This window comes from Bacillus cereus group sp. BfR-BA-01311 (genome assembly GCF_022664295.1).
Classification (GTDB): Bacteria; Bacillota; Bacilli; order Bacillales; family Bacillaceae_G; genus Bacillus_A; species Bacillus_A cereus.
Genome location: NZ_JAKUHC010000015.1, coordinates 53,647 through 66,801 on the forward strand (window position 1 = coordinate 53,647; position 13,155 = coordinate 66,801).

The following is a 13,155-nucleotide window of genomic DNA, read 5'->3' on the forward strand; positions in this document are numbered from 1 at the left end:
TTAGGAGATGATTCATTTGAAAAAACAATATACTGTAAGTACATATTTATTGGATAGACTACATGAATTAGGAATTGAACATATATTTGGGGTTCCTGGTGATTATAATCTTGCCTTTTTAGATGATGTGGTAGCACATGAAAATTTAAAGTGGATTGGCAATTGTAACGAATTAAATGCTGCATATGCAGCAGATGGGTACGCTCGCATAAAAGGAATCGCTGCTCTTATTACTACTTTCGGAGTTGGAGAATTAAGCGCTATTAACGGTATTGCTGGCTCATATGCGGAAAACGTGCCAGTTATAAAAATCACGGGTACGCCACCAACAAAAGTAATGGAAAATGGAGCAATCGTCCATCATACGTTAGGAGATGGAAAGTTCGATCACTTTTCCAATATGTATCGAGAAATCACTGTGGCACAAACAAATGTAACACCTGAGCATGCTGCTGAGGAAATTGACCGTGTTTTACGTGCATGTTGGAATGAAAAACGCCCGGTTCATATTAATTTGCCGATTGATGTATATAATAAACCAATTAATAAACCTACAGAACCAATTTTATATAAACCGATTTTAAGTAATAAAGAAGCGTTGGATAAAATGCTACTACATGCTACTTCAATAATAAATAACGCCAAAAAACCTGTAATTTTAGCTGATTTTGAAGTAGATCGATTTCACGCTAAAGAAAATTTACATCAATTTGTAGAAAAAACTGGGTTTCCCATCGCGACGTTAAGTATGGGAAAAGGAATATTCCCAGAAAAACACCCTCAATTTATAGGGATTTATACTGGTGATGTAAGTTCTCCGTACTTGCGAAAAAGAATTGATGAATCTGATTGTATTATTAGTATTGGTGTGAAGTTAACTGATACTATTACAGGCGGCTTCACACAAGGTTTTACAAAAGAACAAGTTATAGAAATCCATCCCTACACTGTGAAAATTATAGATAAAAAATACGGTCCAGTTGTAATGCAGGATGTTTTACAACATTTAAGTGATTCAATTGCGCATCGTAATAAAGATACTCTTGAAATTAAGCCATTTATTTCAGCACCATCACCTTTTACTGAAGAGTTCAATCCAAAAGCAAAAATGGTCACACAAAAACGTTTTTGGCAGCAAATGTACCATTTCTTACAAGAAAACGACATCTTAATTGTAGAACAAGGAACACCTTTCTTTGGTAGTGCTGCTATCCCTCTACCTAATAACACTGCATATGTAGGACAACCGTTATGGGGATCTATCGGATATACACTGCCCGCTCTACTTGGTACACAGCTCGCCAATTTATCACGGCGCAACATTTTAATTATTGGTGATGGTTCTTTCCAAGTAACTGCCCAAGAGTTATCAACTATACTACGTCAAAATTTAAAACCGATTATATTTTTAATCAATAACAACGGATACACCGTTGAACGTGCCATTCACGGCCAAAACCAACCTTATAATGATATACAAATGTGGGATTACAATAAACTATCAATGGTATTTGGGTCAGAAGAAAAAAGTCTAACATTTAAAGTAGAAAATGAAGCAGAATTAGCAGAAGTCTTAACAAATATAACTTTTAATAAGAATCAACTTATCTTTATTGAAGTTATAATGAGCCAAAGCGATCAACCTGAATTGTTAGCTAAACTCGGGAAAAGATTTGGTCAGCAAAATTCTTAATATAAAAGCATAACCTAATTATACAATTGGTAGTGTAAAACTTGTTTTGAGAATAGTTTCGACACTCAAAATACATAAGGAAAAGGATGGAAAGCACCATCCTTTTCTATTTTAAGAGCATTCTTCGACTGACGCCCCGTATGACAAGCAAAAATTCTTAATCCATCTTTAACTTTATAGCTTTTGTCGCAATAAATGTTTTAATATGCTTATCTAATATCCTTGTCCCACCAAAATCATCCTCATAAAAACCTGTTATAGCAAAACCAGCTTCAATTTGGCCTTGGATTTGGTCTTCTAAAGTATGCGCATATTCTATTGTTTGATTTGAATCGATGTAATCTTGAACTTCATCCTCTGGTAAATAATCCAATGTTGATGAAGGAATTGAATGTTTAATATCAAGAATACCTTTTTGCTCTTGGTTATCATCAAAAATCCATAGTAACGGATTTGTAAATCCAGCAATAAGAATACCTTTATTCTTTAAAACCCTAGAAACTTCATTCCATACAAGATGAACATCTTTTACAAACAAAAATAAGCTACGCTTTTTCTTTTTTATTCAGCAAGAGTTAACTGCCAAGATACACCATACTTATCATTTAACCAGCCAAACTTTTTACTAAACGGATAAGAACCTAAAGGCATGAGAATTGCTCCATCCTGCGCTAGTTTATGAAAGACCGTTTCAATTTCTTCTTCTGTCTCACAAGTTACATAAAGAGACATAGCTGGAGTGAATGTAAAATTATGATTTACATAACTATCAATACACATAAACTCTTGGCCATTTAGCGTAAAAGTTGCATGAATTACAGTTCCCTCTTTACCAGGTCCATTTTCATCGTAGCGAGAAATACTTACAATTTCCGATTGATCAAATAGCGACGTATAAAAATTCATTGCTTCCTCAGCTTTGCCTTCAAACATTAAAAACGTAGTAATTTTTTGATTTGCGTTACTCATATGGAGACAGCCCCTTGTTATGTATTTATGTAAAACATACGTCACTCAAAAACCGAACGTATATTCCTATGAATATATTGTCTATAAAAACGATGAGTTTGTCAATTATCTACTTTATTATTTCTTCTTAAATAATGCTGTCCAAAGAAATGATTCTCCAAACATTTCTTTCGGTTGTTTCATTTGTTTCATCCTTCTAATCTCAATTACCTCAAATTCTTTAAATATCTCTCTTAACTTTTCTTCCGAGTATGCAAGACCACCTTGTAGACTCCATCCTCTATATACATCCCAATCTGTTATTTCCGATCCATTTCGCTCATCTAAATCGCCTGCCGCAAAACATGTTAATCCGAAATAACCACCCGATTTTAATGAGTTTTTAATTAAATCCACATAATTTATTCTTCTATGCGGTGGAATGTGATGCAAACAGCCCGAATCGTATACAAAATCAAATTCGTTTTGAACCTCTAAATTAAAAATTGAATCACAAATAAAATGAATTGCTACCCCTTTTGCCAATGCCCTTTCTTTAGCCCAATTAATGCCTTCTACAGATAAATCCACTGCTGTTACATCAAATCCTTGAGTCGCTAAATAAATGGCATTTCTACCTGGACCACATCCAAGTTCTAATACCTTCCCTTTTGAAACTCTCTCTTTTTGTATATACGAAACTAGATTCTCATCTGGAACATTTTCAAAAAACGGAACATCCTTTTCTCTATTCTTATAAAAATCATTCCAAAATGGTTCTGCAGGTCTTAATAATGAATCAAGCATTTTTAAAATGTCTTCTTGTGTGTGTAACGTTTCAGTTTTCATTAATACCCCTCCATAAATTAATAGTCAGAAAATTATTATATATCTTTTCGAACTTTCAAACAAAGAAAAAACTCCTATATTCAATAGGAGTTTTTGTCTTTAAAATCCGAGTACAGCTAACCATTTTAACAATTTCTCTTCTCGCGCTTTTAAATCATCATTCCTAAACTTGCCTAGTTGTATTTCACTAACAACTTCTCCGTCCTCCATAAAAAGAACTCTTTCTGTTTTCTCTGCTACCTATACAACATGAGTCACTTAAGAAGGTTACTTTGCTGAAAAATAAAGCCGATTTCGTTAAGGGATATTTTTGCTAACGCCTCTTCTTTCATACATGTTATTTCATACAATCATACTTTTCTAATAAAATAACGCTTTTGTTCACTTTTTTGATACATTTACGAAACATTCATGTGTTACCTTCATTAAGTTCTTTTCTTTTTATAATGTCGTGTGAGATATACCAACAGAGGAAGCCCTAGATCCCCTAATCCTAGGGCTTTTTTATAAGAATTTTATACATTTTATTATTTCCACTAACTCTTTAAATTGTATATACATAATATAAAATTTTCATGTTGTTATATTTTTTGATGGCCTCTTATCTTTCCTTAAAAGGCTTTTTTTCAAATAACGCTTTTATTTAATTTATATTTAAAAAGTTCCTTTTCATAAAGACTTCCCTTATATGCTATACTCATTATTAAATAATTGTATAAGGAATGTTAAAAATGGATGATAGATCGTCAAGACAATGGAAATTGCGACAAAAGTTAAGAGCACTGAAAACCAAAAACAACAATGACACAAACCCTTTGTTTAGTGAATGCCTTGAATCCCTAGGAAACGAAACTCTCATTTTCTCCCAAGAAAAAAGCCAGCAGATTGCTATTATTTTAATGAATTCATTTCCTATAACTGTCTCGGGAAGAATAGATTGGGAACAGATAGATAACCAATTCATAGCTTCGAACAAAGAACAACTAATTTCCCTTATTAGAGCAAACCAACTAGATTTTGACGAACAGATTTTTATAATATGGGATAACTATGAAATCCCTGTAGTAAGTACAAATCTTGATAAAGTATTCCAATCATTAGTTGACGTTGATGCAGTCAGTTTTTATTACTGGATATTAGACAAAGAATATAGATTCGTAATTGAAATAAATGATAAAGAATTGATTAGGATTGGGTTTCGCTAATACTCTAAGCATATGAAGCTAGTTCCCTTCATTTCTTAATATTTTCTTCGTCACCACCGCTATTATTATCATTATGAAACTTATAGCTAATATAGGTAAATAAATTTTCGTACTGAATCCTTCAAACATAAAACCATATACGACTTGCCCAATTGGTGCCATACATTGAGATACCGCTGTTATAATTGCCATTACTTTTCCTAGATTTTCATTTGGTGTTTTCTTTTGGACTACAGTAATCACATAGATGGATACAATTGTCATAATCATTGCGATTAGAAGAGAAGAAAGTATAAAGAGGATAAATGGTGGATAGTATCCTAAATTAAGAGTAAACGGTGTAACTGATAGTGCCACTGGTATAACTAATAAAGCTATGATAAGCATCCAATTATATAATGTTTTCATCTGTAACTTTTTAGCAAAGAAACCGATTGACAATGCCCCTAATATGGTTGCAAAATCAATTAATCCCATTCCAATTCCATACATCGTATCGCTACTCTGCATAGTTACTCGTAATATAATAGGTCCTCCAACAACAAATAACGGTGTCAAAATTAAGTTTAGTAAAGCTGCAAGTAACATAGCCTTCAAAATAAAAGGTTGCTTTAAAACATAAAGAAAACCTTCTTTCATATCTTTTATAATTGTCGGTATGATATGGCTTTCTTGCGCTCTTTTTATAAAAGGTATTGTAATAAACATTTCTAAAATTGCAGATAAAAAGAAAGCAAGACAACTTATTATGACGAGCATTTTCAAACCAATTATGCCATATAATATTCCTCCTAGTACAGGTGCAACTATATTAGATAATGCTTGCACACCATTTATGATACCGTTTGCTTGTTCTAACTTTTTCTCTGGAACTAATTGCGGAATACTTGCCATAACAACTGATGCGTACATTGCACTAACGACTGCTAGTAAAAACATAATTGTTCCAATCAATAAAATAGATACCGATTCAGTTAATAACAAAACTATAAAGCTTAATACAATAGCAGCGTTTATAAAATCCAAAATGACCATTACATTACGGCGGTTGAAACGATCTGCTATCGCTCCGCCAAGAGGAGCTAACAAAAACGGGATACTCGTTATGGCATATAACCCTGCAAATATATCGGCACGTCCTGTTATATCTAGCACATATAAAGACAGTGCAAAACGTAATAGTGTTGAACCTAAAATAGTAATAATTTGACCACTTACCATTAAGTGAAAATCTTTCAAGGAAGATTGAATACTTGCTGGCATCCTCATCACATCCTTCATTTAGTTAGACCGACTGCCGGTCGATAATACTCAAACAGAAAATCACTATTTCTGTTTAATTAAAACTTCCATCATATAATCAAAAGATCCCTCTTTCGCTCCGACAGATGCTTCCATCATTTTGATATAAGCTTTAGCTCTGTTTATCATTTCTTCCGGTTTCCACTGGAATAAACCATCATCAAATATGACTTGTGCTGAAGAGAGTAATAATTCAATTGTTTCTTTTGGGTATGGAGTAGAAAATATGCCTTCTTCTATTCCTTGCTCTAAAACTTCCGTTAATATAGGAGATAAATGTATAATGGATTGCACTAAACTTTTCTGATGCATTTCTGCATTATTCGGTTGATGGAATTGTTCAATCATTTTTTCTTTTACATCTCCTGATTTTGGTGATTGTTCCATTAAAATTTTAAATAACTTATCTAAAACGGGGATATCGGGATTGGAGACAATCCTTTTCGCCTTAGTGACATCCTCTTTAATAATCCTCATAATGATTTCATCCATTACTTCCTCTTTCGACTTAAAATAATGATAAAACGTCCCCTTTGCTATACCTATTTCTTTTAAAATGTCATTTACGGTTGTTTTCGTATAACCTTTCGTAAGAAACAAACGCTCAGCTGTTTCTAAAATTTCCTTTCTACGCTCCTCATACTCCTTTACAATTCGCATTCAAGTTCTCCTTCCCACCTGACCGACTGTCGGTCTATTAAAATTATATGTTTAGTTTGCAAAAAGTTTCCTATTATTGTATATACAACATCCTACTTTCTATTTCCTTTATAAATTTTTATTTTTTAACGTACGCTCAATTTGTTTAAAACGTATCTCATGTTTTTTATCGTCACCTTTCATTTTAGGAAAAGAACGATGCCCTCCGCTTGATCTATGTACTTATCAATGGAGTATTTTGTTGAGTTCCAATATGTAATATTGCATATTTCGTACTTTTATTTTTTTATATATAATAATTTATTTATAAAAATATAAATTATTAATAAGGGTGATTTATATGAGCAAGTTCCGAAAGAAGATGATTAAATATTTGCAAACATTTTGGGGATGCTTAGCATTTGGTGTATTAATGTTTGCTATCTTCTTAATTACGGATTTAACATATGTATCTTTAAATACATTAGGCTGGAGAGACTGGCTAGGTTCTGTAGCAGGCGCAACCATTTTATCTGTTGGGATGTTTACTTTAAATAAATTGAATTTAAAATAAATATTCGGTCAATACTGAATGTGGGCTGTATGCCAACATTCATTTAAAGTAGTCTTCTCTGTATCTCCTTGTATTGAGCAGTTAGCTTTTGCTAGCTGCTCTTTTATTTTGTTCCGGTTCTTGCCTCTTAAAGAACTCTTTATCTACTTTTCCCCAATAAGTACACATATCTATTCCCCTTTGCTACAAAATGAAATTTTTATTTTGTTTTACGCGTCGCTTCTTCAATCAGCCAAGATACAATATTAAAATCATTAGCTTCACCCTTTAAAGATGTTCCGTTCCAAAAGCATTCTTTCATCACTTCAAGTAATTTTTCAACAGCTTCAATTCATCTCATATTCATTTTCCCTTTCTCCCAAATAACTATTTTGTTTTATTAATTAACTGATTAATAAAACAAACACCTTTATTAAACATTCCATGTTTCTTCACCCCTTGAATATTTTTCAAATAAAAATACATACTACTTTCAAGCTGCCGTGTCCATGGCTAATACCTCTTTCTTTTGATGTATATTTTTTAAGAAATCGAAAATAATACCAACAAGCTGTTTGAACTAGCAGCTTCACTCTTCTCGCAATGGGGATGCAAATTATCACAATTAGCTAACTCATTGAACTCACTGGCAGACAACCAAAATCGTTGTCTGCTTTTTGTATGAGATTTTTCGTTTTACATATACTACTTTTGAACCTGCAGACCAATACGAGCCATTTTGGTACTTGGGATTTCCCTTCCGGGGATAAGTATTTTTTACTTATCCCTTTTTTGTATAGACACGTATATTTAGGGTAAAACTAATTACAAGCAGATTTTCTGTTTATGCGTAGTTCTAAACAAGATTACTTTTTCTCCTATTAAAGGACGGCAGGTACGACTGCTAGTCCTTTTTTCTTATTTCGCATATTATCATTACATTACCTTCATCGTCGTCGTAAGCAATTTCCCCATAAGGATGGCAGTGGTGCTTCTCGAGTTCCTCATCGATAAAAACTAACAAATTAGTTTTCCAGTTTCCAACGATCGTACACCAATACGAGTTTAATCCTTCATAAACTTCTCTTGTTCTATTTCGATAATTGCGGAATGTATAATGAAAATACTCGCTCGCTTCAATACCTTTTCTTTTAACCAAAGTGTTCTGCTGAATGATAGTAATACCCTTTCTCTACTGGTTTTGAACTATAAAATTCCCTTTATAAATTTCAAATACGGTGAATGAAATTTTTTCTTGCCATCATCCTTGTTGTATACAAACAAAAAAAGAGCCACAATATTTCGGGACTCTTTTACAATTATAACTATTTAACGACCACGTCTTTGCTGACCTTGCTTTGTACTACCTTTTTTATTACTTGGCTTATTAAATGATCGGTTATTTTCATTTCTCGAACTATTTCTTGAATCACTTCTCGAGCTATTTCTCGAATCACTTCTTGAACCTTCGCGGCTATCTCTTTGACGATTTTGACCTGATTTCTTCGGAGCCGGCTTTGGTACCGGTTTTCCATTTTCATCTACACGTTTTATCTTCGGTTGTTCGATTATTTCTCTTTGTATTGGTGCACCAAGCGTTTTTTCAATTTCTTCTAAATGTTTTTCATCTTTCGCTGCAACGAACGTAATTGCAAGACCTGATCCACCTGCACGTCCTGTTCGGCCAATGCGATGAATGTAACTTTCTACATCTTCAGGGATATCATAGTTAAATACGTGCGTTACACCATCTACATCAAGTCCACGAGCTGCTACATCCGTTGCGATTAAGTACTGAATTTTAGCTTCGCGGAAACTCTTCATAACTCTTTCACGTTTCGCTTGAGGTATATCACCATGAAGTTCAGCACAATTATAACCTAGTCCTTTTAAATTATCATAAAGCTTACTTGCTCTAACCTTTGTACGACAGAAAATAACAGCTAAAAATGGCTGATCACGATCCATAACAAAACGAAGTGCATCTGGCTTTGCACGGTCTGTCGTCTCAATGACACGCTGCTCAATTGTATCAACCGTTACTTCTTCACTTTGTACTTGAATCATTTGCGGTTCATCCATATAACGCTTCGCCAATTTTTTAATATCTTTTGGCATCGTTGCTGAGAATAACATCGTTTGTTTACTACCTGGTGTCTCATCTAAAATATCTTCAATATCATATAAGAAACCAAAATAAAGCATTTGATCCGCTTCATCTAGTACAATCGTTGAAAGATTACTTAAATCAATTGTTTCACGTCGTATATGATCTAATAATCGTCCTGGTGTTGCAACAACAATATGTGTATTACCTTTTAATTTTCTCAATTGTTGTGCTACATCTTGCCCACCATAAATCGCTAGTACATTAATATCTTCTCTTTGAACAAGCATTTTTTTAATTTCAGTTGTAATTTGCAGAGCTAGTTCCCTTGTTGGTGCAACAATTAAGGCCTGAACATCACTAGATTCTGGATCGATTTTTTCTAAAATCGGTAACACGAATGCTAACGTTTTACCCGTTCCTGTTTTCGCCTGCCCAATAATATCTTTACCTGACAGAATAACTGGAATTGCCTTCTCTTGAATTGGTGTTGCTTCTGTAATTCCATTTTCACGTAATGTATGATTAAAAGTTTCACTAATTCCTAATTCTAAAAAGTTTTTCAAATAGACCACTTCTTTTCCTTATTTTTCACATTAGCTTTCATTGTACCATTTGTTTCGCCAAATATGAAAAATAAAAAAATTCTTATCTTCTTTTTTTATATTCATCGTGTACTAGATGAACAAATTCTTTTTGCTTTTTCTCGGATTTTATTAATGTTTCCATGTTAGTAGAAGACAAAATATACTTTTTAATTTTTCTATTACTCCAAATTAAACTTGTATACTTCGGATCTTCATTTAGATTTCGAAACCACTCTAATTCACTTAATTTTGCGATATGGTGTTTCAATTTCATGTCATTTCGAGGATAAAATAAAATGATATCTGCTATTACATCAAATAACGAACCCATTTTCTCCCCCCTATACCCTTGCTCAAATTATATATATTCTTCTTTACATATATATTTCAATTTTACCGAAATATAATGTTACTGATTTGGTTGAAATCGCAAAATATATGAACTAAAAAACCGATCTTTTCGATTTAGGAAAGACCGGTTTTCATTAATTTATACAGTAAGCTTTCCTCCATGATAGCAATAATACTGTGCTGCTTTAAAACTTTTAATCCTATTTAAAGACTGTTTCGCTTTTTCTATATCCAAACAAAAATTCGGATTAGCTATTACTAACTCACGATTCTCTTGAACAGCCGCATCTCCCGTAATTACACAGTCTAAATTCGGAAAATATAATGAAATATGCCCCGAAGTATGTCCTGGCGTCGCTACTATTTGACATTCATTATTCAAAATCATTTGACCATCATGCACTTTTTCATCGACGGAAATATGTTTTATATTTTTTAACTGTTGTATAAACCATTTACCAAATTCTTTTTCTTCATTTGGCATACGTTCTAACATTTCTTCAGCTTGAACTAACCTCTCTGATTTTATATCACCACTAATATAGTTAGATTCAATTTCACTAGCAATAACATTAATGTGAGGATATTTCACTTTGAAATCATATAAAGCCCCTATATGGTCATCATCATAATGAGTAATAATTATATTTTTTAAGTTTTTCATCTCATATCCATGTTTTAATATTGCATTTGCAATTAAAGGTAAAAAACTTGGATATCCTGTATCGACTAACGTTAATTCATTATGTACTATAATTAAACTTGGATAAACACATTGTTTTTGCCCGTTAAATTCGAATTCAATTGGTAGTTCTATTATTTTCATTTTTCTTCCCCCATACCGCTTATAAAATGCATAATAATAACTAAATGATCCACATACATCTTACAATATATATACTATTTAGCGGAACACTGTGAATCGTTGCATAATCCACATTATATTATTTTGAACAGGTATTCCCCTATTTTTATGGAAATATATAATTAAGAAAAACAATAAAATTGATTAATCTCTCACTTCTTTGTCCATCCTTTTAAAAAATCTATGTTTTTGTAAAAGGAGTGTTTATATGGAGAAACAGACACTTTGGAAAAAGTTCAAAAAAAGCTCTGTAAACCTCGGTAAATCCAGCGTATATGAAAGTATTATTTTATTCTACACAATGAAAAAGAAAGAATTACCTACTAAAGCGAAATTCATAATATTAGCCGCTTTATCTTATTACGTATTAGCAATCGATTTCATTCCAGATATAGCTGCTATTATTGGGATCGGCTTATTAGATGATGTTTTAGCAATCGCTGTAGCGCATAAATACGTGATGAGACACGCAGATGCTGAAATTCGAGAAAAGAGCAAAATAAAGATGGAGTCATTATTTACTTCAGCACAAGCATAATGAAACTATCTAGTCATTTACCTACCTTTTTACTTTCAAATAAAGCTAACTGTAATTAATGATAGTTCCACCTCACTGAATATTACCCTTCACCATGAGAGCATAGCAGAATAAATTCCTAAACAAAAGCTTTTCTCTTAGCTCTCAAACCGTAAACAAATAGGGAATCAGCACTTGTTCCTAAGTTCTGACTCCCTTTTATTTATTCTTATATCTATCTTTTATACAGTTTCATGCGTTCCCTTATATAAAACTGCTATTGCCGCTACTATAAGAATCATACCCATAAAAGCAGGTGCGGCATGACCAAGTGATACATAGATTTGTCCTCCAAGAATAGGACCAATCATTCTTGCTAAAGCTTGAATAGATTGGCTTCCACCTTGAATCCTTCCTTGTTCACTAGAACTGACAGACTTTGAAAGCATCCCGTTGAATGAAGGTCCGAAAATTGAATCCCCAAAACCATACATCAGCATCCCAACGATAAGTAGTGGATAGAGTGAAAACAAAGCTGATGCCGCAATAAAACTGTATCCTATAATCTCCGAAACCATCCCAAGAATTGCTATTTGTTTATCACTAAGCTTGATCAAAAGCTTTGGCATGATAAAACTTTGTGAAACAATGTCTTGAAAGCCCAAAATTGAAAACATAAGTCCGATTAATGCAGGTTTCCAACTGAAAGTATCCATTGTAAATTGCGTGAAAATTGCTTGTAAAGATCCGTTAGGTATCCAAAGTAAAAACGCTGAGACAAGTAACCACTTTAAATTTTTCATGGAAAGTATGTTTGCTAGCTGTACAAAAGGATTTAACCTTACAAAAGTAATCTCTTTCAACCTATTATTTTTTTCAAGGCTCTCAGGCATATATTTGATCCCATATACAACATTTATTAACGTTATGATTGCACCAAAATATATAGGTACAGTATCACCAAACTTGGCAAGTATCCCCCCAATGGTTGGGCCAATGATAGTTCCCGCACCTACAACTGCACTCACCCATCCAAAATATTTCGTTCTCTGTTCTTTTGGAATGATGTCTGCAAAATATGCGAAGATAGTACTTATGCTCCCGCCTGTTATTCCTTCTATTATGCGTCCAGCAAATAGTACCCATAAAGCTCCTCCTATTCCCAAAACTAAGTACCCAATTGCAGAACCAAATAAGCATATTAAAAGTAATGGACGACGGCCATACTTATCGCTTAAAGCTCCGAGTACTGGTGCAGCTAAAAACACGCAGGCCGCATATACGGAAGTTAGTAGTGTAACAACCAATGCTTGTTCTTCCGGATTACTTGTATATGGCTGTACTAAGAATGGGACTACAGGCATGATGATACTGAAACCTATACCACAAAGAAATACAGAAATAAGTCCGAATAGTAAACCATGTTTATCTATGCTTTTTTCAGTTCCCCTTTCATTTTTCGATCTAAATATAGACATTTAACTTCTCTCCTAAAAATTTTGTTGCTTTGTCAACAAAATAATAACTCTTTTTTGTTGA

At 33.2% G+C, this 13,155-nt stretch carries 12 protein-coding genes and 2 pseudogenes; 4 read left to right on the top strand and 10 right to left on the bottom strand.

The window, feature by feature from the left end:
* The first annotated feature begins 7 nt into the window (after positions 1–7).
* Positions 8–1,693 carry an alpha-keto acid decarboxylase family protein gene (locus MR136_RS24080; protein ID WP_242259651.1) on the top strand — a complete coding sequence of 562 codons (1,686 nt, stop codon included), beginning with the start codon at positions 8–10 and terminating at the stop codon, positions 1,691–1,693.
* 157 nt (positions 1,694–1,850) lie between these two features.
* Here the strand turns inward: MR136_RS24080 and MR136_RS24085 are convergent.
* The 4 genes and pseudogenes from MR136_RS24085 to MR136_RS28690 form a co-directional block, all read right to left on the bottom strand.
* Positions 1,851–2,231, bottom strand: a pseudogene (locus MR136_RS24085) (SAM-dependent methyltransferase); the annotation flags it as partial.
* Between the two features lie 23 nt (positions 2,232–2,254).
* Positions 2,255–2,662, bottom strand: a complete 408-nt coding sequence (locus MR136_RS24090) for a VOC family protein (RefSeq protein WP_000063589.1) — start codon at positions 2,660–2,662, stop codon at positions 2,255–2,257.
* A 117-nt stretch (positions 2,663–2,779) separates the two neighbouring features.
* Positions 2,780–3,490 carry a class I SAM-dependent methyltransferase gene (locus MR136_RS24095; RefSeq protein WP_242259652.1) on the bottom strand — a complete coding sequence of 237 codons (711 nt, stop codon included), beginning with the start codon at positions 3,488–3,490 and terminating at the stop codon, positions 2,780–2,782.
* A 99-nt stretch (positions 3,491–3,589) separates the two neighbouring features.
* A pseudogene (locus MR136_RS28690) lies at positions 3,590–3,730 on the bottom strand (ABC transporter ATP-binding protein); the annotation flags it as partial.
* Positions 3,731–4,221: 491 nt separating this feature from the next.
* Between MR136_RS28690 and MR136_RS24105 the strand changes: the two are divergent.
* Positions 4,222–4,695 (top strand): CDI toxin immunity protein, encoded by a 474-nt coding sequence (locus MR136_RS24105; RefSeq protein ID WP_000342724.1) that lies wholly within the window; start codon positions 4,222–4,224, stop codon positions 4,693–4,695.
* Between the two features lie 18 nt (positions 4,696–4,713).
* Here MR136_RS24105 and MR136_RS24110 read toward each other — a convergent pair whose 3' ends face one another.
* Complete coding sequence (locus MR136_RS24110; RefSeq protein ID WP_017674039.1) at positions 4,714–5,958, bottom strand: MFS transporter; 1,245 nt, start codon at positions 5,956–5,958, stop codon at positions 4,714–4,716.
* 63 nt (positions 5,959–6,021) lie between these two features.
* Positions 6,022–6,657, bottom strand: a complete 636-nt coding sequence (locus tag MR136_RS24115; RefSeq protein WP_242259653.1) for a TetR/AcrR family transcriptional regulator — start codon at positions 6,655–6,657, stop codon at positions 6,022–6,024.
* Positions 6,658–6,997: 340 nt separating this feature from the next.
* On the opposite strand from MR136_RS24115, the gene MR136_RS24120 reads away from it, so the two are divergent.
* Positions 6,998–7,210, top strand: coding sequence for a hypothetical protein (locus MR136_RS24120; RefSeq protein WP_000033160.1), 213 nt, complete (start codon positions 6,998–7,000; stop codon positions 7,208–7,210).
* Positions 7,211–8,518: 1,308 nt separating this feature from the next.
* Here MR136_RS24120 and MR136_RS24125 read toward each other — a convergent pair.
* From MR136_RS24125 to MR136_RS24135, 3 genes are all read right to left on the bottom strand, one after another.
* Positions 8,519–9,871 (bottom strand): DEAD/DEAH box helicase, encoded by a 1,353-nt coding sequence (locus MR136_RS24125; protein WP_242259654.1) that lies wholly within the window; start codon positions 9,869–9,871, stop codon positions 8,519–8,521.
* Positions 9,872–9,944: 73 nt separating this feature from the next.
* Entirely contained in the window at positions 9,945–10,214 is a 270-nt protein-coding gene (locus tag MR136_RS24130; protein ID WP_017674043.1) for a hypothetical protein, read from the bottom strand.
* Between the two features lie 159 nt (positions 10,215–10,373).
* Positions 10,374–11,060, bottom strand: a complete 687-nt coding sequence (locus tag MR136_RS24135) for an MBL fold metallo-hydrolase (protein ID WP_000691168.1) — start codon at positions 11,058–11,060, stop codon at positions 10,374–10,376.
* 247 nt (positions 11,061–11,307) lie between these two features.
* Here MR136_RS24135 and MR136_RS24140 point away from each other — a divergent pair, with 247 nt between their 5' ends.
* A complete protein-coding gene (locus MR136_RS24140; RefSeq protein ID WP_000415082.1) occupies positions 11,308–11,637 on the top strand; it encodes a YkvA family protein in 330 nt (109 codons plus the stop codon).
* A gap of 221 nt (positions 11,638–11,858) precedes the next feature.
* Here MR136_RS24140 and MR136_RS24145 read toward each other — a convergent pair whose 3' ends face one another.
* Positions 11,859–13,094, bottom strand: coding sequence for an MFS transporter (locus MR136_RS24145; protein ID WP_017674045.1), 1,236 nt, complete (start codon positions 13,092–13,094; stop codon positions 11,859–11,861).
* Positions 13,095–13,155 lie beyond the last annotated feature (61 nt).